We start from the raw sequence: 25,023 nt of genomic DNA on the forward strand, positions 1-25,023 counted from the left end.
CGCGTATGACTGAAGCGCAGGTATCGAGGGCCGCAACCTTACTCGCGACCGGCAGACCGGGTCGTAGTTCCCATTGGGTTCCAGCTTTGGCACTCGGTTCGGTTCCTGTATCGCGCCCAGGTCGTCCAGTTCAAGGACAAGGGTCCTGGCCCCGTCTTCAGGCGAACGCAGCGCTTCGATCTTTCGAAGCCCTCTTAAAGTCGAAGGCCTCGCGCTCGACGTATGACCTTGGAACTGGCTCCTCCCGCAGCGTCGGACCGGATCATCGTTGCTGTTCAGCTTCTGATGACTTGCAGAGGCCGCCAGGAGCGGCAGATCTGTCCCGTCGGCCTTGCAGTGCGCTACGAGTCAGACCGCCTCCCTCTATGTTTTGCCGACCCAAACAGCAATGCCATCTGGGGGGCATGCCCTTCTTTGCTCGCTGCTGTGCAGGAATTGATGCAAATCATAGGAAAGTGAAACGTTAGGTCCAGGAATCGAAGGAAACTGGGGACAATGACCGAGCTTGGCCGGCGACGAAAAGACCGCCGCTGACGGAGGAGAATCAATATTGCAGGACTTCACCGGTTGGGTAAGGGAGTTTCTCGCGCGGCGTGGGTTGGAGCGCCCAAACGGGCAGATGCTCTTCTCATACCGCGCAGCAAAGGAGGAATACCTGGCTTTGCGCGCTATGTTCGCGGAGCGGATTACCGCTTTGCAGGGCGATCCGTGGGTATTCAAGCAGAGAGCGGAGAGCGCGTGCTTTGTGCTATATGCGGCCGAGTGGTGGCGCAGGGAATACGCCGGCGGCGCCTGGCGCTGGTTGCACATTCTCGAATCGATCGCACAGTCGCCGGTCAACCTTGATGTACTCGAGCGGAGTGCCGCCGTGGAGTGGGGGTTGCGGGCGTGGGGTCACCTGCCGAGCGGCGCCGGCAAGCGCTATTTGGGCGCGATCGTTGCGAATGGAGGCTTGCCCCTGCAGTTAGTCGCCAAGGGGGATGGGGCGATCTCGCGCCTACTTATCCGCGGTACCAGGCAGGCGCAGCAGTTTGGGTGGGACGCAGCGCGGCTCGAGGCGTTCTTCCAAGCCTATGAACTGGAGCTAGTGCAGCACCTGCGCGACGAGGACATCTATCGCCTCCTGGCCATGGTAGTCACCACGGTGCTGGACTTGCGTCGGCAGTACAACCTCGCAGGCTCTGCCGATCCCGTCGGACACCTGGACCGAATGCGTCCCGACTGGCGGCAAGCGTTCCCCATGGCCGTCGATGACAAGTCTGCTGAACCGCTATTGGTCGGCCTGGTGAAGGAGGCGGCGCGCGAGATGAGCACGGCGGCCGCCTACCCGGTGATCGCCACTCGGACGTTACGTGAGTCTGCACAAAACGGCGCGTTTCAACTCGTGCTTTCGCTGCAAATGCCAGCGACTATTGCGTTGGAGTCGCTGGCGGCTGCTTGCGACATCTCTGCCGACTCGATCCCACAGTCGTTCAGCATGGAGGCAATAGGATCGGGCAAGCTAGCTCTGGGGGAGGCTCGACAACTTCTTGGTGCGCAGTCGCAAGTAATGCTGTCCGCTCGGACGCAAAGAGTCGTGGGCCAGGATGCGGCGCAGGAGCACATGCTCGTCCTGCGTTCGACAGGCGAAGCGTTGCACGAGGCCGTGGGAATTCCTGGTGCGGACGGCCTGGACGACTTCCAGCCATGGGTCTTCGCCATTCGCCAGTCTGAGAATGTGCTGATGGGCGTCGGCTCTTGCCGCGTGGCAGAGGAGCGTGCGTTGCTTGCCGTTAGCGCAGAAGCTCAGGTTATTGCGGATAGTGAAGACTCGCAGGCAACGGTAGTAGGAGAAATGCAAGATGTGCAGCCAGCGCGCCGCATTTACGAGATTTCGGGGTCAGTGTCCATCCAGCTGGACTCGAGTCGTTTCTTCGTACGGACGAAGCAGGTAGCAGGCGTTGCGGAGCAACTGTTATGGCGGGGCACCCGCGCGCCCTACTCAGCGGGGCCATTTCCGGTGTACCAGGGCGTTCCCCACTTGTGCCGGCTGACCGCCGACGGGCTTCTTGCACCGGTGCATCCAAAGGATATTCACTGGGTTATGCCAATGCGGCAGGGCACGCAGGTGGATAGCCCAAAGGGGCATCGCGGCCCTATCGATGCATGGCTGGTCGAGGGCGGCATGCGGGTGCGTCGTTTCCGCATGGCACTTGTGGCGCAAGACGCGCGCGTTCGCTTTCGTTCCGGCGACTCTCCGCGCGAGGGTAGTGTCGAGTTCAAGGGTTGGGGATTTAGCCAACTCGACACTTCCGCTGAACTGACGAAGCGCGTCGAAGTGCTTCCAGATGTGGCGCGGTGGGAGCTCGCAAGCGAAACGAAGCCACCGGCTCAGATTGGCGCATCAGTCGTCTGGCCCCATAGTACGTTGGCGCTACGGCTTGAGTTGCCTTTCCCATCGAGCGGCGGGCGTTTCCTGACTTCCAATGGGGCGCAAGTGACAAAAGGTGCGTTGCTTCCCCTCAAGTGCTTGCCCGAACTGCGCGCGCAGGTCTTCTCGCGAAACCCAGAAGCCCCGAAACGTTATACGCTGATGCTCGAACTCGCGGGCACAGTGGGCGGGTCTGTGGTTTCAGAGCATGCAATCTCGTTGGATAAGCAAGGCTTTGGCGAACTTCGTCTGCTCGAACTCGAGTCGAGCGTGCGCGGCATCATGTGTCAAAGTAGCTCCCTCGACGCGCGCCTGAACATTCGAATCTATCAGGCGGGCTCTGTAATTGCTGAGATGCGCCTGGTTCGCTACGACGCCGAGTTGGAGACGAAGGGCGCGAGCATGACGCTCTCCGAGCAATGCCTTGCAAGCCATGGCGTCCAGGTCATTGAGCAAATTGTGCTTGAAGCGGTGCCGCTGCTAACAAGCGACGCCGGGTCGAAACTCTCGCAATCGATGTCGGACGGTGTACCAGTTGGAAGCTGGCCCGTGGCGCAGCTGGCCGCGGACCGTGGTCCCTGGTTGGTGTACCCGGCCGTCGAATCTTCGTTGCAGTTGAGGCCTTCGCTCTACGCGGGATTTGCGATCGGAACTCAGAACGCAACAAGCATCGCAAGGCTTTGCCCGCTAGGCCAAGCGATGTCGTCCGAAGAGGCAAGCGAGCGCGCGATAGAGATCGAAGCGGTGGTGTCTGCCATGTCCTGCGATCTAGATCATCGGTCATGGGGCTTGGTGAGGCACCACTACCAGCAGCTCTCCCACTTGCCGCTCAGTACCTTGGACTATTGGCGAGCCATTGGGCGAGACCCGCGTGCTTGTATCGCTGCCGTGCTGAAGCTCGCAGGCGGCACGCAGCTCATGGACCGCATGCGCGATGAGCTGGGTCTCATCTGGGCGCTCACCCCAAAAGCAGTGCTGTCAGAGGTTCTGGCTCTGCTTACTAAGACCTGGGCGCGTCAGTTCAATGTCGAAGAGCACAATTCGCTTGTTCACACGATTGTGAAAGGGGAGTTCCCGCAGCTTGGGCTCGGTGACACCGTGCTGCAATCGCTGGTGGATGTGGTGTGGTTCGAATCAGGAATCGAGCATAGCCAAGAGCTAACATCGCGGGTTGCGCGGATGGCGGCTACTTCCCCGTCAGCGCTGCTGCAGAAGATCTGGGTTGGCGAAGACTGCCTCGTGCAGCGTTTTCTATTGCGCCAGCACGTTGACGATCGTGTGTGGCCATGCACGGGCCTCGCGAACGATTTGATTCACATCATTCAAGCGAACGAGCCGGCATACGCTTCGCGCTTGTCGGCGGAATTCGGGAAGAGACTGGTGTGGATGCCAACTGCCGGCCAATCGGGACCGCATTCCAAAAATCTGAAGGAAGACGTTGCCAATGCGCCGCTGCTTGCCGGTTTACTGGCGCAGTTGTGCACAAAGCCGCAGCAATGGCGAACACCCGAGATCATGTCTCGCCTGCTCCGCATCAGGAGCTTCGATCCGGCGTGGTTTGACGAAAGCTGCCGCATAGGAACCCTCATCGCCCTTTCCCTGACAGCCCCTCAGGCCTCCCACCATCGGCGTGCGCCTCGCCCGGCCGAAGTCGGTTGACACATACGCAATGCAACTCAGCTATTTTTCCTCTCTTCTCCCTGAACTGAGCACTCGCGCCGCGCGCGCCACGCTGAGCAAGCTAGGGTTCTCGAATGCGCCGCTCCGGCGCCACCTGCTGGACGAGTTCGCGCAGGGCTACGGTGATTCGGGTTGTTTCCTTGGCGATCCGGTCTTCGAAGCGACGTTTAGGTGGCAACAAGCCCATGTCACCATGGCCGAGCTGTCCAAGACTCTTCTTCATCCTGATCTGGTTGCAGCGATGGACAAGCCGTGGGGCGAAAGCGCCAAGGACTACCGGTTTCCCCGAGAAGCTCGGCCGTATACGCACCAACTGGAAGCTTGGCAAGCATTGTTGGGCACGGCGCCTAAGTCGGTGGTAGTAACAAGCGGCACGGGGTCGGGCAAGACCGAGTGCTTCATGGTTCCGGTCCTTAGCCGACTTGCATCGCTGCGTGCGGAGGAGGGGGCCGTGCAGGGGGTGCGAGCTCTATTCCTATACCCATTGAACGCCCTGATTCAGAGCCAGCGGGAGCGCTTGCGAGCGTGGACAGGGCCGTTCGGGGGCGATGTCCGATTTTGCCTCTACAACGGTATGACGCCGGAAGAAGAGAAGGCGGAGAAAGCCAAAAACGCGCCCAACGAGGTTCACGATCGTGCGACGCTACGAGACCGACCACCGGCTATCCTAGTGACCAATCCGACGATGCTTGAGTACATGCTGGTGCGCGCCCAAGACGCAGCCATCTTGGAAAAGTCGAAGGGCAAGCTTGAGTGGATCGTTCTTGACGAGGCGCACAACTACATCGGTTCCCAGGCGGCTGAACTCGCACTTCTGCTCCGTCGCGTCCTGCACGCATTTGGGACTGATGCGGACAAGATCCGTTTCGTTGCTACCTCTGCAACGATGGGTGCAGGTGATGTTGAAGCGAAGCGGAACTTGCAGGAATTCTTGGCGCGCCTCGCCGGTGTCCACTCAGACCGCGTCGTCGTAGTCGAGGGGGAGCGGGAAGTACCTGCCCTGCTTGAGAAGCTAGCCCCGTCATCTTCCGACACTCCTCCGACCTCTATTTCTAGGATGGAGAGTGCGCAAGAGCGATACGATGCTCTTGCAGCAAACCCGGTGGCGCGGGCGTTGCGCGAGTTGTTCGTCCCGGCGGCGAGCGGCCGGAGCTATCAGCCTCTGTCTGAGCTGAAATCCAGATTGCGGGCGGACAGCGCGAAGTCGGACAATGAAACCGCGCTTGCATGGGTCGATGCCCTGACGAGCGGCGTCAACGGAACAGGCCGTGACGCGTCGCCCTTCCTCCCCCTACGCGCTCACATATTCCACAACACACTCAATGGGCTTTGGGCTTGCTCGAGCGGCGCGTGCGTGAAGCGCTCCGGCACGAAGCTGGACGACCCAGAGTGGCCGTTCGGGATGGTCTTTACAGACGATCGACGCCGCTGCGAATGTGGCGCACCGGTCTTCCCGCTCGTATCCTGCAACGACTGCAATGAGACGTACCTTGAAGCGGAGATCAATTCCCGTGCAGGTCGCAGGTGGTTGCTGCCGCCTTTGCCCAGCGAGGTCGATGAATTCCTGCTAGACCGCGATCCGGAGGAACGGGAGAACGAGGCGGAGATGGACGACGCGGACGTTGGAGGCCCCCCCACTTCGGTACTGCGTTCACCGGTGTTGATCGTGAATGTAGACACCCGTGGGGCCCCGGCACGTCTGAACCCGAGCAGTGCTGAATTGCTTGACAAGCAAGATGAACCCGCGCTTTCCATCCGCGTTCAAGATCAGGTGACTGTAGAGGGGCGCTTGATCTTGAAGTGCCCATGCTGTGACGGCGACGCTTCTCGCTTGGAGCAGTTTCGCACCCCGAGGATCGGGGCACCTTTCTTGCTGGGCAACATCATTCCGACTCTGCTGGAGTTCTGCCCTGAAGGGGACAACCCGCTTGACGTTCCGATGCGCGGACGCCGGATGATCACGTTCACGGACAGCCGGCAGGGCACCGCTCGAATAGCAGCACAACTTCAGCAAGACTCCGAGAGAAACGGGCTGCGCGCCGCCGTGTACCGGAGGATCGCTTCCTCTAACGCGGGCGCAGAGGAGTCGAGAGCGCAGATCGAGGCCGATATCCTGGCTCTGAAACCTGCTCTGGGGCAGGTGAAGGGAACGCCCGCGGAGGCCAGCATCGCGAAGCTAATTGCGCAGCATGAGCAGACTCTGCTGGAGTTGTCTGCCGGCAAACCAGTGCTTTTCAATGACATGGTGGGTTGGCTGTCCACACAGGCGCCCGATGTGTCACGCTGGATCTACGGCTTCTACGCCGAGTCAGACCAAGAGTTCAAGCGGGCGGATGGCAAGGAGCAATTGGCGCGCGTCCTGATGTGCCGCGAGTTCGCACGGCGTCCCAAACGCCAGAACAGCCTGGAGACCATGGGCCTCGTGTCTGTTGCATACCCCAAGCTCTCCAACGTCCGCACGCTGAAGCCGGCGGTCCAGCTGGCGGGGCTGTCGTTGGTTGAGTGGAAGGATTTCCTCAAGATCAGCCTCGATTTCGTAGTTCGGCAGAGCATGTGCCTAATGCTGCCGAGTGCATGGAAGCGTTGGGGCGGCAATCGCGTCTTTGCCAAACAGATGCTGCCCGCTGGCTCCACGGAAAGACCCAATTCTCAGTTGACGAAGTGGCCACGAGTGTTGCCCGGCGAGCGGCAGAACAAGCTTGTTCGGATCCTCGCTTTCGTGCTCAAGGTGGACCCTGCCACGGAGTCCGGGCGAGATCGCATAGACAGCCTGCTGATCGCCGCATGGGAAGATCTCACGCTGACAACGAATCTCCTGCAACTAGGCGGCGGGCAGGGCCGGGCGCTCGACATCGCAGACATGGCGTTTCGCACCATCACCGACGCCTGGGTGTGCCCGGTAACGCGCCGCGTCTTGGACTGCACGTTGCGGGGTGTTACTCCGTACTTGCCACAGAAGCAGTTGCACGAGGCAGTCGCTCTGTGCAGGCCCGTGCAGTTGCCGGTGTGCGACGTCGCGGCGTTGGACTACGCGAACGACCAGGCAAGAGTTGAGGCGGCCCGCGAGTGGGTCAATGCGCAAGCGTCACTCACAGACCTGCGCGTGGAAGGCATTTGGTCCAGCATCAATGACAGGGTCGTGGAGGGCGCGGGCTACTTTCGCGCTGCAGAACACTCCGCCCAGCAAGGCGGCAGCCGGCTGCAGGTCTACGAGGCGCAGTTCAAGCGAGGCGCGATCAACTTGATGAGTTGTTCGACGACGATGGAAATGGGGGTGGACATCGGGGGACTGAACACCGTCGCGATGAACAACGTGCCCCCGCATCCTGCGAACTACTTGCAGCGCGCGGGGCGAGCAGGGCGGCGGGGCGAAACCCGGTCCGTCGCGCTCACCGTCTGCAAGAACAACCCCCACGACCAACACGTTTTCCTGAACACTGCCTGGCCATTTGAGACAAAGCTCAAATCGCCGGGAATTTCGTTGTCCAGTCCTGTGTTGGTGCAGCGCCATGTGAACTCGATGGTCCTTGCGCAATTTCTCCGACAGCAAGACCGCAAAGGCAAGCTCGACAAGTTGACCTTGGACTGGTGGATGCTGCCGCGGGGCAGCAGCAGGCAGGAGCGATTCACGGCCTGGTGTGAGTGCTTTGACGCTGCGAAGCAGGCCGAGCTGGACCAGGGGTTGAGGGAGTTGTCAAGGCGAACGGTGTTTGAGGGAAGGAAGAGCACCGGCGCGCTGGTCGCTGAAACGGGTCGGGCGGCGGGTGAGCACGCACACGCCTGGAGCCTCGAGTACGACGCGATCGTTCAACAACTCAACGAGTTGTCCAAGAAGGACGAGGAAGATCGGGTGCCCATGCGGGCCCTCACGGTGCAGAAGACGCGGCTTCTGGACGAATACTTGCTGCGCGAACTGGCAACGAGCGGGTTCCTGCCCGGCTATGGCTTCCCCACCGATATCACCACCTTTGAGACGCTTAACAAAGACTCCGTCGAGCTCCAAAAGCACCGAGATGGTGGAGGTCGGGAGGACAACAAGTTCCACCGGCGTGAATTGCCCAGTCGGGACACCGTTACAGCGCTCCGGGAATACGCGCCGGGCGCAACGGTCGTGATCGATGGGCTGGTATACGAGTCGGCAGGCATTACGCTGAACTGGCACGCACCAGCGAGCTTGGACCAAGTAAACGAGTTGCAGAACATCCGGCAGGCGTGGCGGTGCAAGCATTGCGGGGCGAGTGGCACGAGCGTGCTTGCCTCACACCTCCGTTACTGCACCGAATGCGGATCTGATCTTGCGGCCGGGGAGCAGACCGGTATGCAGTATTTGGAGCCGGCTGGATTCAGCGTGGATCTTTATGCTGAAACGCACAACGACATCACGCTTCAAAAATACGTGCCCGTGGAGGCGCCCTGGATCGCGGCGAGCGGTGACTGGATGCCGCTCGTCAATCCGGCATTGGGCAGTTTCCGGGCTTCGGCACAGGCATCGGTCTTTCATCACTCCTCTGGCTTGTACGGCTCGGGGTATGCGGTGTGCCTGGAGTGTGGGCGGACAGCGCCCATGGGGGATGCTCAGGACGAGACGGCGACACCGTTCGTCTTTCGTCAACCACATAAGCGGCTGCGCGGTCGTCGCGGACAGGGCGACGATTGGATGTGTGGGGGCAGCGATAGCGCATTCAAGATAAAGAAGGGCGTGAGGTTCGGCCGCGAATACACCACCGATGTGCTCGAACTCTGCCTGTTTGACGCGGAAGGCCACGCGCTTATCGACGAGCCCGTCGCGTACACGTTGGCGGTGGCGCTGCGTCGCACCATCGCGGCGCGGCTGGGCATCGCGGAGAGCGAACTCGGTTGCGACACGAAGCTATTGCGGGACGGGCAGGGGCGGAAGGTCCGGGCGGTGCAGATCTTTGACATGCGCGCGGCCGGGTATTCCAGCCTTGTTGCTCCGGAACTCCCCGCCCTTTTGCGAGGCGCACGGGAAGTTCTTGTTTGCGAGCGCTCGTGCGACTGCGCGTGTCAGAGCTGTCTACTCACGTTCGACACGCGATTCAAAGCGGAGAGCTTGAATCGGCAGGCCGCACTCGAGTTCATCACCCCAAAGTGGACCGATGCGCTCGCGTTGCCGGAAGAGTTGATGCTGTTCGGATCGCTGTCGCAGTCCGAATACCAGCCGGTAAGAGAAGCCGTGTCGCGGGAACTCAACCGCTCCAATGCGAAGCGGTTGTTTGTGTACGTGGGTGGTGAGATCGCGGAGTGGGACTTTCCGTCCTCGCCGTTACGCCGAATGTTGCATTGGCTTTCGGCAAAAAGCGACGTGGAGTTGGTCCTCGTCGTGACAACTGTCGGTTTTGAGGGCCTGAGTGCGGAGAATGCGTCGGTGCTGTCGAGTTTGGAGCAGTTGTGTGGTGTGCGGCTGGTGTGTGGGAACGGCATAGCGCTGCGGGCGCCAGGTGCCTGCTTGGCAACTGTCGAGTTCGCGGACGGCACATGTCGGTCGTGGGCGACGCAGAGATTGGACGCAAGCCTACCCGCGGCCGGCTGGGGCGAGAGCGGCGAAGGAGGCGTCATTAGCAGTTTGACCCAGGCGCCCCGTTTGAATGTCGATCCCCTCGTGTTGCCGACCATTTCCGCAGGCGCGCTGGACTCTGTTGGCATTACGAATGAACTGGACGGAACAGGGGCGGGGTTTGGATCCAGGTTCTGGGGGAAGATGAAGTCGCACCTTCCGCTGACCAAGACGATCACTGCAATCACCTACGAAGACCGCTATCTCGCCACACCCATCAGCTGCGCGCTGCTGGTGGAGGCGATATCTGGGCTTAAAGCCATGTACGAGCCGCTGGGTGGGTGGGCAAATCCGGTAGTCCAAATCATGACGATGCAGATCGAGCAAGGGCATGTGGCGCGGCGTCGGAATCACTGGGCGGGAGATTGGGAGGACTCGGATACGCGGGGGGCCGCGGTCGAGGCGGCGTTCGAGTATTGCGGCATTGAGGGGAGGGTGTGGTCGAAGCGGCGTAGCGACACTGTCCACGGTCGATGCCTCACGATCGATTTCGAGGATGGAAGTGTGAGTACGGTGTGGCTCGATCAGGGCTTCTCGTACTGGACGGTGGCGCAGGCTGCGGCCCGATCCGCCGCAGCGAGCTTTGACGCGAACGGACCGGCGACGAGTCTCGGCGAGCAACTCGCGGAGATCAAGACCAGCGTGCAAGGACACGCACTGCCAACACGCCTATTTTTTGAGCACCGCGCGGAAAAGACTGGCGTTGTTGCGGCTTAGCTGAATGGATGTGCGCGAATGACGAGTTCGGCGTCGGCTCGGCCAACCCGTCCGCCGCCTAAGGAAATGCTGATCAATGAGTCGCGGCGGGCACGCCTGCGAGTAGAGGGCGCTCCGATGTCAGGGCAGGCAGAAGCGCGCGTCATTGCAGGTCATGAATACTTCGTTCGGGGTCGAGCGGTTAGAGTGCCGTCTCCGGAAGAGAGCATGTCAATGGTTGCCGTGTGCGCGGACGTCGGCGATGTCCGCTGAGTTGTCCCGTCTGCAGAGCCCCGCCGCTGTCCAGGCAGTGCTGGACGAGTTCGTCCGATTAGGCCGCACTGCTTTCCTGGCCCGCTACGGCTTCGGTAAATCACGCGACTTCATGGTGCGCGATGCGAAGTCCGGACAGTTGTGCGACTCCAAAGCCGTCGTAGGTGCTGCTTTCGGCCATCAGTTCCCCGAGGAAGGGCCACTCAAGGCTGCCGACTTTTCCGGCGGAGAGGCCACCGTTGTGCCCAAGCTCCAGCGCCTGGGCTTCGAGGTGGTGCGCATCGGCGAGGACTGGAGCGCGGCCGAAGTGCAGGTGACCGTGGCTTCCTACTTTGAGATGCTGCGGCTCGAGGCGGCCCAGGAGCAGTACACCAAGACCGAGTTCAACGCCCAACTGCGCCAGCAGCTGCGAGGACGCAGCAAGGGCTCGGTGGAGCTGAAGTTCCAGAACATCAGTGCCGTCCTGCACGGCCTGGAGCTGCCCTTCATCTCCGGCTACAAGCCCCGTGCCAACGCACAACTCTTGCTGCGCCAAGCGGTCCAGCAATTCGTGCTGGACTATCCCGATGTCGTGGGCCAAGTGGTCGATGCCATGGAAGAGGTCAAGACACCAGGGGAGGCTTCCTTCCATGCTTCTGTCGTCGAGCCGCCACCTGTTGAGACGGTTGTTCAGGTGAAAAAGGGCATGCCCAAGCCAAGATTGCCGCGCAAGGTGGACTGGGCTCTGCGCGATGAGGCGAACCGCAAGCTCGGCCGCGCTGGCGAGCAGTGGGTGATTGGCTTCGAGCAGCGGCGCCTCAGCGAAGCAGGCTTTCCGGAGCTCTTTCAGCAGCTGGACTGGATCTCGGAACGGCTCGGAGACGGTGCGGGCTACGACATCCTTTCGCACGAGCGACCCGGTGTGCATCGCTTCATCGAGGTCAAGACCACCAACGGCGGCCATGCCTCCTCGTTCATCATCAGCCGCAACGAATTGGAGTTTGCTGCCGAGCGGGAGGATGCTTTCCGCCTGTATCGGGTGTTTCAGTTCCGGGATGAGCCCAAGCTCTACGTCCTCAAAGGCAATCTCGCCGAGCAGTTGCACCTGGAACCCATCGACTACCGCGCTTCCTTCCGTCGCCTGGTGGCATAGACCCGCATGACCAAGAAACCTTGCCCCTTTTGCACCTTGCCCTCAACTCGCGTCCTCGGGCAGAACGAACATGCGGTATGGATTCGAGATGGTTTTCCTGTCTCACCTGGCCATAGCCTGGTGATTCCCAAGCGTCATGTCGGCTCCTTCTTCGAGATCACGCCGGCGGAGCGGGCTGCGTTGCTCGAACTGCTGGATCAGGCGAAAGCTGCGGCACAAGCGGAATTTCGTCCAGATGGATTCAACATCGGAATCAACGATGGTCCGGCAGCGGGCCAGACTGTGCCGCACCTGCACGTCCACCTGATCCCCCGCTTCCAAGGTGATCAGACCGATCCGCGCGGCGGCGTGCGCTGGGTGATCCCGGACAGGGCGGACTACTGGAGCCCACGAGATTGACGGCCGTGAAGGCGGCCCCCTCGGCCGAAGTGCAACTCGCGTTTCTGTGCAAGCTGCAGCGCCTGTTCGCAGAGGGCGATTTCACGGCGACCTACAAGTTCGCGCTACTGATTGCACTGTCTGACCTGGCGGTGGAGCTGGGTGCGGATGATGGAAGCGAGCTGACGCTCTCGATCCAGCAGATTGCGGATCGCTTTGTGCAGCTGTACTGGCGCCATGCATTGCCCTACGGATCCGGTAGGCCGGATACGGATGCTGGTGTGCTGGTCCAGAACCTGGGCGCCCAAGCGGCCGTGCTAACGAGCATCGCAGCGTTCCGAGCGAACTGCGGTGCGGCGACGTCGACGCAGGCACGCGCTGTGCCGACCTACAAGGCGCTGGTCGCCAAGGTGGCGGCGGTGGTTTCTGCTCAGCCTTTGACCTATCTGCAGAACTTTGGCGGCATCACCGACCTGTTCCTCTACGAAAGGTCGGGGCGCGGCTTGATCCAGCTCAAGCCCAACGTGGCTTATTGCTTTCGTCGTTTTCACCCCTTGGTGCAACAGCTGGCGCGAACGCATTGGGTAGACCACGTCAAGGCCAACCGGCGCAACCACGGCATCTTGGGCGATGCGGGGGACCTGGAAGATTTCCTTTTCGGCATCTCTCGGCAGTCGCTGGCCATCATTAGCACGGGACTGCGCAAACTGGACGGGGCGCGTTGCTTCTACTGTGGGCGGGGCATGCACGAGGCCGACGTCGACCACTTCATCCCATTCGCGCTCTATCCGCGCGACGTGGCTCACAATTTCGTGTTGGCGCATCCGGCGTGCAACCGGAGCAAATCCGACTCCTTGGCTGGCAAGGGGCACCTCGAGCGTTGGTTGCAGCGTTTGAGCAAGCAGTCGGCGCAGCTTGTCGAGATTGGGGTATCTGCTGGCGTGGCGGTGGACGATCGAACCGTGCATCGCGTGGCCGCCTGGGGCTACGCGAATGCTCACGCAGCCGGTGGGCGGGCGTGGATCAAGGCTGCGTCGTACGAAGCGGTCGGCATCGATCACTTGCAGCTTCTGGGGGCGTTGTGATGACGCGCATCTGGAAGCCCTCCGCGCCTGGCAAGCTGTTCACCAGTGCCCCCGAGTGGACTTTTGAAATGGATGGCGAAAACATTCGGCTCGGCGTTAGCGGCCAGATGCTTACCAGTAGCGTCGGCGAACTTGAGAGCCTCGCGGTCAAACCGGGCGTCTTCTGGGCTACTCTTTTCATTTCCTTCGGTAACGGTAAGCACCTTGAGCTCGACGGCATTCCTAACGCCGAAGCTCAGCAGCTCAAGCGTGCAGTCATTGCGGCGCGAGAAACAAAGCGCGAACGCGAGCAGATCGAGATCCTGCTCCGCGATTTCGACCACCAGGTTCGCCCGATCCTGCGCTGGTCACTGTCGACCATCGAGGCCTGCAAGCGCCAGATCGCGCGTCGTGGTTGGCTCAGCCACGAATTCGTGCAGCGCATGGGAAGCTCGAAGCCGACGCTGGCGAACGCGCCTATGAGCACCCCCGAGGTCCAGCAGCACCTGGCGCGTCAGCCGCAGGGTGTGCAGGACGCCGTTCGAATGTGGCAACGTTCCTTGGAGGAATTCGCGCTGGGCGTCAATCAGCGCCACGCAGCCAAGGTCGCCAAGGACGATCAAGCGTTCTTCGAACGGGTGGAGAAATCTCCCTTGACTCTCGAACAACGCAACGCGGTGGTCTGTTTCGACAGTCGCGTGCTGCTGGTGGCCTCCGCCGGCTCGGGAAAGACTGGAACCATGGTGGCCAAGGCAGGCTACGCGCTTCAACACGGGTACTTCGCGCCCGAGCGCATGCTGTTGATGGCCTTCAACAACGATGCGGCCGCCGAACTGCGTGAGCGCATCCGGGCGAGGCTCATGCCCTTAGGCCTGCCGGCTGACAAGGTCACAGCCAGAACTTTCCACGCCTTCGGTCTGGAGGTCATTGGGGCCGCCACGGGGAAGAAGCCTTCACTTGCACCCTGGCTGGAAGGAGGGAAAGACCTGGAAACCTTGGTGAGCCTGGTTGACGACCTCAAAGATCGCGATCGCCAATTCCGCACCCAATGGGATCTGTTTCGCGTCGTCCTGGGGCAGGACCTTCCCAAGTTCGGAAAGGAACAAGACAACCCCAACGCCTGGGACGCCCAGCAGCGCCGAGGCGGCTTCTGGACGCTCAACGGTGAAACCGTCAAAAGCCAAGGGGAGGTGGTGCTGGCCAATTGGCTCTTCTACAACGGCGTGCGCTATGTTTACGAAGGCGCCTACGAGCACGAGACGGCCGATGCCAGCCATCGTCAGTACCGCCCTGACTTCTACCTTCCGGACGCCAACGCCTATCTGGAGCACTGGGCCTTGAACGAAAAGGGCGAGCCGCCCCAAGAGTTCACCGGGTACAAGGAGGGGATGGCATGGAAGCGCGCGTTGCATTTGCAGCACGAAACGATCCTGCTGGAAACGACCATGGCCGACCTTTGGTCTGGCAAGGCGCTTGAATATCTCGAGCGCGAGCTGCCCAAGCTGGGTGTGAGCTTGGACCCGAATCCGGATCGACCCGTGCCGGGGCGCCAGCCCATCGAGAACCCACGCCTCGCCGGTACTTTTCGGTCCTTCTTGACGCACGTGAAGAGCAACCGCCTGTCGATGCACGACTTGCGAGAGCGGTTGGCGCAGGGTGCCGCCGGAGATTTCCGCTTTCGGCATGAGATGTTCCTGCAGCTTTTCGACAAGTTATCGCAGGCCTGGGACGAGAAGCTGCGCTCAAGCGGGTGCATTGATTTCGAGGACATGCTCAATCTGGCGACCGATTGCATCGAGTCGAACAAATGGGTCAGCCCTTATGAGCTGGTCATGGTGGACGAATTCCAGGACGCAAGCCAGGCGCGTGCGCGGATGGTGGCTGCCTTGATGCGCGGCGAAGACAAGTACATGTTTGCCGTGGGCGACGATTGGCAAGGTATCAATCGCTTTGCCGGCGCAGATCTCGCGGTGATGACGGGATTCGAAGCCCGGTTCGGCAAAGCTACGACGCTCAAGTTGGAGACCACCTTCCGCTGCCCGCCATCACTGTGCGAGATCAGCAGTACGTTCGTGCGCAAGAATCCGAGTCAGATCGACAAGCAAGTTCGCTCTCCCAAGGCGGACATCGCCGAGCCAGTGCGCATTGTTCGGGTGGAGGAGGAGCGGTACATCCGGGCGGCCATCGAGGGGCGGATTCGAGAGATCGCGCAGGAGGCAGCTGCGCTAGGGACGAAGGCCACGGTGTATTTGCTGGCCCGCTATCAGAAGGATCGCTCCTTCATGCCGCCGACGTACGACAGCCAGTGGGTCGACATCTCTTTCCTCACAGTGCATCGTTCGAAGGGGCTGGAGGCCGACCACGTCATCGTTCCGCGAGTGACGGCTGAGACGCTGGGATTTCCAAGCAAGATTGCGGACGATCCGGTGCTCCAGTTGGCGATGCCGGCTGGTGAAGCGTTCGAGTTTGCGGAGGAGCGACGACTGTTCTATGTGGCGCTCACGCGCGCTCGGTCGACGGCGACACTCATTACCGTACAGCACATGGAATCGAGCTTCATCAGCGAACTCGTCAAGGAGCAAGGATTGCGCGTGCTCAACGGCGACGGGACTGAGGGAGAGAGTGAGATCTGTCCGAAGTGCGGCAAGGGGTTCCTTAGGACGAAAACCTCCCGGTATGGCCCGTTCCTGTCTTGCAGTACGTTTCCGAAGTGCGACTTCAAGCGCGACGAGCGCAGAGAGCGTCGTGCCTATAGTGGGCGTCATTAGGGAAGCGAGCAGTGCCTCGCTCGGTGACGATGACCGCTTCGTCGGCCTATTCCGATTCAGGCCTCCCAGCCGGCTGGGTTGTCGTCGAAGTGTTGTTTGAGTGCCAGCTTGCTCGGGCAATGGCCGAGTGCGCCACCGACCTTCGTGCCATGAAAACTCGCGTAGTGCGGATCAGATCTGACATCAGGGTGCACCTGGACGATCATCGTTTCGGGGTCGATGAGCAGTTGCCCAAGGTCAAACAGTGTGTGCAGGTCGGCGCGCAGCAGCAGGCCGTTTCCCAGCACGTCTGTTGCCGGATTCTTGTGCGGGGTGATGTGTGCCGCCTCCAGCAGCGCGACGATCGCGCAACCTGAGATGCAGCACTTGCCTTGGTAGGCCTGGATCAGGCCGTTACGAAACTTCTGCTCGACCGCCAAGATCGGAGTTGCCATTGGGTTCCAGCTTAGGCACTCGGTTCGGTTCCTGCTGCTCCACGGCGGCCACCCAAATTTCCCCGTTATGGCCACCTCACGCGCCACCGCAAACCAAGGCTGTTGCACAGCGGCCTCCATCGCGTTTTTTCGTTCTCACGGACCGTGGCACTTCGTAGACTATGTTCTCGTTAGAACAAATAGGTGGCGCTTTGCCCGTGTAGCGGCCACATGCAGTAGTGATCGCTCAGCCACCTCAGTCTCACCCGAGACACCTGCGTCTTCCTCCCGCGCGAACACTTCGGCGTACTTGGTCGCGCCTTTGTACGCAGCGATGATCACTACGCCGAACTCAAGCCCTTTGATGCGGTGCATCGTGGCGGCGCGTACGCCGGGCGCGGACGGGTCATCGGGCGTCGACCGCTCCAAGCGGAGCGTAGCCACCCCGGCCTTCTTCAGGCCGTCTACGATGGAATCGATATCGTCGTTTGTGCGTGCGGCGATACACACTTGGCGCGGCTCGATTGAGACATCGGCAAGTTGCTTCAGGATCGCCTCGATGTGCTTGACGTCGTCTTTTAGGGAAGACGACTCGATCACGTCCGGTCGATCGCCGTGCGTCAGGGAGCGGTACCCGCGCAAGGTGTCGATGTTGCCGTCCAAGTCGTCGATCGCGCAACCTTCCAGCTGGGCACAGGCCCAGCGGCGAATCTCGTCCGTTGTTCGGTAGTTCACCTTCAGGCTCCGGCTGCGCCCACGCACCTCGATCCCCACGCGACTGAGCACGACCTTGTGTCGATAGATGCGCTGGTGCGCGTCGCCGACAATGAACAGGTCATTCGCTGCGACGGGCACTGCCCCACGGATCAATTCGAACGCCGCAGGACTGATGTCTTGTGCCTCATCGATCACCATGGCCCGAATGCCAAGTTCCGGCGCTTGGTCTGCCAAGAGCCGACGCGCATCGCGGAAGGCCTCCTCTGGTTCACGAAGATTCGCACCGTGCAGCTGTGCGCGGTACTCGGCGAACACCGGCCAGATCGCTTTCCGAGTCGCACGTCCCAACTGCCCACCACGACCAACTCGGCTGGCTCGCATGTAGTCCTCTGCCGTCTCGCATCCCTGCGGAAGCACCACACGCTCGTACTCAGCACGCATGAAGTGCTGCGACAGGTCCGCCGACGTCGGCATGGCAGACATTGCGGCCTGCCAGTAGCTCCGCCGCGCGCTCTCGTCGTACAGCAGCTCGGGCTTGTAGCCGAATCGTCGCAGCACCGTTGAGGCCCATTGGTCCAGATTGACGACCAAGATCTTCTCCAGCTCTTGCGGTGTGCAGAGCAGTTCCAAGTGCTGGCGGATGTCATCCGACAGTGTTTTGGTGAACGTCGTAAAGACGACTGGTCTGCCTGGGAGCGTAGAAAACTGCCGTGCAAGTCGCGCTGCTCTGTGCATGGCGACAACCGTCTTCCCGGTCCCGGCACCGCCCGTGACCTTCACCGGCCCTGCCCAATCGCGCTCCACGAGCTTGCGCTGGCTGGGGTGCAGGAACACCCGCCAACGTTCCAGCGGTGCAGCAAGCAACGCTTCCAGATCGCTGTCGTCGGTAAGCACGACAAAGTGGCGCTTGGTGGCGTCCCGGTCCAATGCCGCAACGAAATCCGCAGGGTCGACGGTCTCCAGCGCAGTTTGGTCGGCGACGATCTTTTCGTACGGTTCACCGGCGGCGAACATGAACAACGCCTCGAAAGCCTCGTCCGGGAGCTGCGGCTCCAGCGCCTCCAATGCCTCGTCTGAAGCTACCGCGCGTACGGCGGGCAGCATTTCGTCAGGCACGCCCAAGCGCCGAATCTCTCGGTCTTTGAGGCTGGCAAAGAGGCCAGTGGCCACCGCAGCTGCAACGGGCACGGCCGCAGTGGCGTCTGAGGAAGGCGCTGCCTCCACCGCATAAATCTGAATACTGCCGACATCCGGGTGAATCGCAACACGATGACGACGAGCCCACTGGTAAGCATCGTCGTGACGGTCGACCCACAGGAGGCAATAGACGTTGCCCACATCCGGCTTCAGCACGATTCCGCGAACGTTGTCGTTGACGCGAACCGACCGCATGTTCGGGTCGGCTGCATCGCGGATGCGTTCGTAGTTGATGCCGGAAGCCGTAGGGTTCTGTCTGAACTTGGCCACGAACGTCAGCACGGCTTGCTGCTGGTCGCGCGGCACGGCAGAGAATGACTTAAGGAAGTCATCAGACATCGCGATCTTGGGTGCCAGCGTCATGCTGAGGCCTCCTTCAGGTTGTTCATCAGCGCCACGGGCAACGGGCCCTCGGTCACCACAAAGCAAGTCCACCCAGCGGCTTCGAATTTGGCCTCGGCCCCTGTGTCTGGCAACAAGATGGTCACCCGAACTGCCGGCCAGGCCATCTCGGATTCGGCAACGATGCGCCCCTTGTCATCCAGCAATTCGTAGCCGACCTGCGGTGCGGGCAGGCCTGCAACGGCCAGGGCATGAGCCCAGGCTTGAGTCTCGCGCAGCACTAGGCTCAACGCCTCCACCCACGCGGCAGGCAGGCCACTGGTCTGCTGTTGCAACACCGGGGCGTTTTGCAGCGCCTCCAGGCCTGGCATATCGACAGCGCCGGCCCAAACGTGCCGCAGTGGCAGCAACAGATTCATGCACTGCCAGAGCTGTTGCCAGCGGGCTTGGCGTTCGGCTTCCGGCACAGTGTCGGGGACCCACTCAGCGACGAGGATGGGCTCGTGCTGTGCAACACCGGTGCCCTTCATCAACTCGCTGAGATGATCAGGGTGGCTGCCCGCAACAAGCCGCACCACACTTCCAAGCTGTCGAACTCCAAGCCGATGCTTGTTGTAGTCCGGCAGCAGCGACAGCTCTTCCAGCCGGTGCCAGAAAGCACCCTGGCGCATCGCCGCGAGCACAGTCGTATCCCCAGGTGGCATGACCAAGCCGATCGCCAGTGCAATGCCGAGCTTGCGCATCTCTTCGTGGCGCCAGTCGCGTAGTCGCTGATGAAGTTGCATGAACGGGGACAGAGACTTGAAGCCGTTGATGGTGACTGGCAGGCCTTGCACCTCACACATCTTGGGTACGACATTGCCACCGCCCTCGATCAAGAGCGTTGGCCAGGGCGACGGCGTCGCCGATTCTTTGCCCTGCAGCACAGTCTCGATGTCGTCCCAGGTCAGCGTCCAGACGGAGAACTCCCCGCTCTTGGCGACGGCCATGCGCTTGGCCAAGTCGAGCGGGATCGATTCCTTGTGGAACTGCCATCCATCAAGGAAGACGGCAATCGGCAGCTCCTCTGTGCCGTCGTCTGGCCAGAGCACGAAGTCCGGTTTACAGGCCACAAGAACGCCATCGCTGTGAGCCAGATTCACCTGCAGTTCCACCCGCCAGCGGCGGCTGTCGGCCTGCAACTGGTACCCAGGCTTGCCCTTGAACAGCACCTCCGTCAGGCTGTAGCGCTTGCCGCCATGCTCGCGCCGCAAGGCCTCAATGAAGCGCTTCTCCAGCGTGCTGTCAAAGAGCTGGTTCCCGGTCTGCACGCCCGACAGGTTGACTACCTGCTTGAGCGATCCCTTGTGCTGCACCACCTCGCTCAACAGCTTCTGAGCGATTCGGCGCGAGACTGACTCCCGGTCGTAGCTGTTGTGATACGCGTAAACGCAGCGATAGCAACCATCCGCCTCGGCATCCTGGTTGCAGACGCACTCGTTCAACGCCTGAAGCGCCAGTTCCAGCACCTCCAGCAGAGGCTCGGGGGACCGCATCAGTTCCTTCAGGTAGCCGGTTCCGCCAGGCACGCTGTCATAGATCACCAAGTAGCACCGAGGGATCTCTTGCCCTGCGGCCATTCGGATGTCTAGCGCGATGCGAAGGTGATCCACCGCCCCGCGGAAGCGCCGTGTGAGTCCCAGCTCCAACGCTGAGACGAAGCTCAACAATCGCTCTTCCGTATCGCCAAACCCCACTTCGGGAAGGAACAGTCGGATCCCCTCGCTCGCGAACTCTCGGTACAGAAAAACGCACTGTTGCGCTGTTGCCTCCGGGTCCTTGCGCTTAGAACAGTACGGCGCGTGGTTGCGGTACATATCCTCGGCCTTGCGGCGCCGTTGGATCGTGCCGCACTCCGGGCAGATGCTGAACCCGGGCCGATTCATCTCGGCACCTGCGATGGCCATCGGGGAGGCATCGGGTGCCTGCTCGCCGAAGTTCACTTCGCGGAAGGTTACCTTGTCCAGAAACTCGAAACCGAACGGGAACTCCGGCTTGTCAATCACATAGGCATCGCGGACAGCATCGGGCGGGCTGTCCACCAACGCCTGGCGAACGTAGAACCCGCGGTGCCGCTCGTCCGAGTCGTCGGCAATCCGACTGTCGCGGTCTAGTGTTCGTGCGAAGACCGTCGTGAGCTTCAGCATCTCACGCACTCGACCGCTGTCGCTCCACATCGTGTCGCCGCAGCGCGGGCAGTTGGTGTGGTGGTGGCCCGAGGAAAGCGGCTCGGTATATGAGCATTGCCTGCAGAACCGCCACGCCTCGGGCTTGATCTTGGAAACGTCCACTTGGTTCACCACCACACGTCGCCCTTCGGCGTAGAAGGTGTTGTTGGGCGCAAGCTCGGTAATTGCGGAGGCGCTTGGGCGCTCGTACTCGAAGGTCAGCGGATCAGGCGCTCCGCCGCCGGGCTTGGCTTCGCGCACGATGATCGAACGCAGCAACACCCCCTGCTCAGGAAACGCATAGTTCGGCAGCAGGCCCTCGTCGGTCAGAACGTTTAGCGTCGCCTTACCCTCGATACTGCCGACCAGGCGCGAAAGCGCGGTCCGCTCTTGCATCAAGCGCACCAACTCAGCCTCGTCTTCCTCGCCGCGCACGGCCAGGGCCTGGAGCTTTTCAATCTCCTTCTTCGTGCGTTCGGCTTGCCGCTTTAGCTCATCCACGTCCTTCGCGATGCCATTGAGCTTGTCGATGATCTTCCAGCCCAATGAGCCAGGCTGGTCTTTGCTGCCGTTGATGAACTTCGACAGCCAGTCTTGCGTCGATTCGGTCAGCGGATTCCTGTCTGCCTGATTGAACAGGCGCACGAAGCGGTCCAGAAGCTCGCCCCGATGCTGCTCGACAAAGCTCAACCACGGATAAGGGAACTTCGACCTCGCTTGGCCGCGGATTGCGTTGAAGACTGAGCGAATCTCGCGGGGAATGCCCCCCGCCTTGCCAGACTCCCGGACCCAGCAATCCAACGTGAAGGCGGTCAGCTGCCGTTCCAGGACAGCGGACGCGTTGAGAAAAACGCCAGGCGCTTTCACACTGCCGGCCATCATCTCTCTGGGCTCTTCCCAGAAGAAGAGGTCATGCGGGCGGCTGGCCGCCATGGTCATCAGCAACGCATTGCCAGTGCTCCGGCCTGCACGTCCGGCGCGCTGCACATAGTTGGCCTGCGTCGGCGGCACGGAACACAGTAATGTCGACGACAAGTCGCCGATGTCGATGCCCATCTCCAAGGTTGGCGTCGCTGAGAGAACATTGATGCCACCTGGCCTGTCGCTGTCGGACTTGAAGTCGCGCTCCACACGCTCGCGCGTTTCGCGGGGAAGCAGGCCTGTGTGCTCATGAGCAACGACGCGTTGAATCTCTGCAGTGAGATACAGCTTGCGGTAGAAGTCGCCCCAACCACCATCGGCATGCAGGCTGCCCTTGCATCCCGTGCGCCGGCAAGGCTGATCTTCGAAGTCCTCGGACAGACCCGATAGCACCTCGTTGTGACACGTGGCGCACCGCCACTTGCGCCCGCCCAACTCGACCCTAAAGGCGGCCGGCTCCAACCCCCAGACGTTTATCTCTGGCTTGTCCAGCGCTTGCTCGTAGGCCGCCACGCCTGCCTCAGCCAACGCGTCAAGTGCCAGGCGATACACATCGCACACGACCTGGTCCGCGCCCAGCGCAACCAGGTTCAACTCCTGCAACGCCTTGAGCGCCCAGTCCCTGAACACCCGCGACTCATCGCGTTCGATGCTCGTGCACAACTGGTACTCGGGCAGCGTCAAGAACCGCGGTGGCCTAGGCCCTGACAGCATCCTTTCTTGGCTGGGGTTTTTCCTGTAGGCCTGCGGTCGGCAGCCGACGCGCGCGAAAAAAGCTAGCAACGGGTCGCGCCAGGCTCCAATGCGCTGCATCTCGCCAATCAGCCCGCGCAGGAATACGCCGATCTCCTCGGGCGTCACGTCCTTCAGGACTTCCACTTGCTCGCGAAGGCGGACCCGCAGCCAGTCGATGGCGGCAGTCATCGCGTCGGTCGCGGGTGTGACGCATGCCGTTCCGGTCGCCACCAAGGTACGCCCCACATGTGCGTCCTGGCCAAACTCGGCGTTGACAACCCACGGCACTACCTGTGCCATCTGCACCGGCACCTGGCTGCCGTGTGGCAGCTCGCCGGTGGCCATCAGCGTGTCCACGTCCCGCATCCAGTGCAACTGCGGCGGCAGGAAGTTCGCCACATAGTGGTTGTCGCCCAAAGCGGCCCGCCACTGTGTTTCAAAGGCCTTGGGCAATTGCGCCAGCGTCAAGGGCTGTCCAGTTGCGTCGGCAGCTGCGATGGCCTGTGCCAACGCTGGACGCAGATTCAAGCGCCAGGTGCGTGCGGCCAGGAACCCTGCCCTGTGCGCTGCGTCCTGCACCGAGTCCGAAAACGCGATGAGCTTCTTGTCCTGGTTGTAGCCACTGCTGAAGAGTTGGCCCACCATTACGGCCGCCAAGCTGGCCGCCTGCGAACCCACGATGGTCAGCGTGTTGTGCCCGCCACAGTACGGGCAGTTGTGATGCGATTTGGTGAACGGGGCGCCGTTGCGCATGCCCTGCTTGAGGTTGGCCGTGATGTCCACCGCCAACAGCGTCTCGTGCCCGCAGTGCGAACAACCCTGTTGTGTCACAGGGTGCAAGGTACAGCATCGGGGACAAACTTGCTTTCGCTCGAAGACGCGCCGGTCCGCGGCCGGCGTTGCCGGAAACAGAAAGCGCGTGGACACGTCCTCGCCGAAGAACGCGCTGTAGAACAAGCGCAGGTCCTGCTGCAGTTGGTTCGGGCTGGTCTTGGGCAGCGTTGCACCCCACCCGGTGGCGTGGCAGTCACGGCAGTGGATCACCGGCAAGTGCTGATGATCCTTGTCCGCTTTGCCCAGATCGTCATGGTGCCGAAGTGCCGGCTGCGCATCCACCTTGGCCACCATGCGCCGCAGTTCACGCTGCCAGATCTCCACCTTCACCTGAAGGAAGAAATCCTGATGACCCGGCTTTCTGGCATGCGCCACGAGCGCGAGCAGGCTGGACAGCCACAGCAGCACGAAGCGCTCACTCGTCGCGTCACTCTGGCGCTTGGGCAAGCGTCGGCGCAAAAGCGCCAGCAGGTCATCGACGGGCACTGACTTCGGCCCGAGCCGGTCCAGGTCGCGAAGCAGGTTTTGGAATGCGAAGTGGCTCTTCAGCCGTCGGCCCAACTCGCAACGTTGCTCGAAGTCCCAGGCAGCATCCGATGACGCCGTCTCGCCAAACCAAAGCCCTGCCTGCTCCGCGAGGTATGCGTGGAGATTGAGATGGTTGGACGGGTCCAGGCGCTCTTCGTCGGCGGGCTGCGGGCTCATCGTGTGCTCCACGACGGCGTCACTCAGGTAGTCGCCGACTGCTACACGGTCTTCGCCGATCACGGCGTCGGCATCCATGGCTTCGCCAAAGATGTCGCGCGCAAAGTTCAGCAGGCTGTCGCCACCTCCCTCGCCCAGCGTCGCCGAGGTACCCACACACACCAGCTGACCGGGCGCGGCTCCCAGCCGGCCTTTCAGTCGGCGAATCAGACAGGCCAAGTCCGTGCCCTGTGCGCCGTCGAAGGTGTGCAGTTCGTCCACCACCAGGTAGCGCAGCGTGTCTGGGCGTTGCTGCGCCCAAAGCGGAGCGTCGGTTGCACGCAGCAGCAGAAAGTCCAGCATCTTGTAGTTGGTCAACAAGATATCCGGTGGATTGGCTCTAAGGGCGTCGCGATCAGTGATAACCGTGAACGTGCTTGGGTCCAACTCCTTGACAGTGCTGGACTCTTCCGCGGGCGTGTCGCCGACATACAGACCTGCACGCACCCCGGCCAGCGCTGCCGACTTCACAATGGTCTTCGCCACGCGCCCAGCTTGGTCGGCGGCCAGGGCGTTCATCGGGTACAGGATGATCGCCTTGATACCAGGCCGCCCTTCACCCCGTGCCTGGCGGCAGTGCTCCAGGATGGGGTACAGGAAGCACTCCGTCTTGCCCGAGCCCGTGCCTGTTGCGACCAGCGTAGAGCGCGCGTCCGCGCCCGCCAGCCGGTCGAAGGCCTTGGCTTGATGGGCGTGGGGCTTGAAGTCGGCAGTGAGCCAACTGAACGATGGTTTGCTCTGCTTCGGACCTGGGCTATAGGGGAGCGGCACCGTGAGGTACGGTCCTTTGAAAATGTTGTCGCGCTGCTGCAGGAAGCGCTCCAGCAAGCCGATGAATCCGGGCGTGGTGGACGGGAATGCCGTGCGCAGAAAGTCAGCGACCCCTTGAGTGACTTGTTGCGCAACGATTAGAGGCTGCATTGATTGATGTCCTTGG

The 25,023-nt window shown here is 61.6% G+C and carries 9 protein-coding genes; 6 read left to right on the forward strand and 3 right to left on the reverse strand.

Annotated elements, in window-relative coordinates:
• The first annotated feature begins 505 nt into the window (after positions 1-505).
• The 6 genes from ASC92_RS09840 to ASC92_RS09865 all read left to right on the forward strand — a co-directional run bounded on the left by ASC92_RS09840 (position 506) and on the right by ASC92_RS09865 (position 15,976).
• Positions 506-4,069, forward strand: a complete 3,564-nt coding sequence (locus ASC92_RS09840; RefSeq protein WP_056514009.1) for an STY4851/ECs_5259 family protein — start codon at positions 506-508, stop codon at positions 4,067-4,069.
• A gap of 10 nt (positions 4,070-4,079) precedes the next feature.
• Positions 4,080-10,382 carry a DEAD/DEAH box helicase gene (locus tag ASC92_RS09845; protein ID WP_157609021.1) on the forward strand — a complete coding sequence of 2,101 codons (6,303 nt, stop codon included), beginning with the start codon at positions 4,080-4,082 and terminating at the stop codon, positions 10,380-10,382.
• Positions 10,383-10,623: 241 nt separating this feature from the next.
• On the forward strand, positions 10,624-11,766 hold the full coding sequence (locus ASC92_RS09850) for a DUF3883 domain-containing protein (protein WP_056514012.1): 1,143 nt from the start codon (positions 10,624-10,626) through the stop codon (positions 11,764-11,766).
• 6 nt (positions 11,767-11,772) lie between these two features.
• Complete coding sequence (locus tag ASC92_RS27985; protein ID WP_082519554.1) at positions 11,773-12,165, forward strand: HIT family protein; 393 nt, start codon at positions 11,773-11,775, stop codon at positions 12,163-12,165.
• A gap of 5 nt (positions 12,166-12,170) precedes the next feature.
• Positions 12,171-13,229, forward strand: coding sequence for an HNH endonuclease (locus tag ASC92_RS09860; RefSeq protein ID WP_056514145.1), 1,059 nt, complete (start codon positions 12,171-12,173; stop codon positions 13,227-13,229).
• On the forward strand, positions 13,229-15,976 hold the full coding sequence (locus tag ASC92_RS09865; RefSeq protein ID WP_082519555.1) for a UvrD-helicase domain-containing protein: 2,748 nt from the start codon (positions 13,229-13,231) through the stop codon (positions 15,974-15,976). The genes ASC92_RS09860 and ASC92_RS09865 overlap by 1 nt, the downstream gene beginning before the upstream one ends.
• A 56-nt stretch (positions 15,977-16,032) precedes the next feature.
• On the opposite strand, the gene ASC92_RS09870 is transcribed toward ASC92_RS09865, so the two are convergent.
• From ASC92_RS09870 to ASC92_RS09880, 3 genes are all read right to left on the reverse strand, one after another.
• Positions 16,033-16,410 carry an HNH endonuclease gene (locus ASC92_RS09870; RefSeq protein ID WP_056514017.1) on the reverse strand — a complete coding sequence of 126 codons (378 nt, stop codon included), beginning with the start codon at positions 16,408-16,410 and terminating at the stop codon, positions 16,033-16,035.
• Positions 16,411-16,569: 159 nt separating this feature from the next.
• A complete protein-coding gene (locus tag ASC92_RS09875; protein WP_056514022.1) occupies positions 16,570-18,666 on the reverse strand; it encodes a UvrD-helicase domain-containing protein in 2,097 nt (698 codons plus the stop codon).
• Positions 18,663-25,007 carry a DEAD/DEAH box helicase gene (locus ASC92_RS09880; RefSeq protein ID WP_056514025.1) on the reverse strand — a complete coding sequence of 2,115 codons (6,345 nt, stop codon included), beginning with the start codon at positions 25,005-25,007 and terminating at the stop codon, positions 18,663-18,665. Before ASC92_RS09880 ends, ASC92_RS09875 begins: the two co-directional genes overlap by 4 nt.
• Positions 25,008-25,023: the final 16 nt, after the last annotated feature.

Source organism: Variovorax sp. Root411 (genome assembly GCF_001425205.1).
Lineage (GTDB): Bacteria > Pseudomonadota > Gammaproteobacteria > Burkholderiales > Burkholderiaceae_C > Variovorax.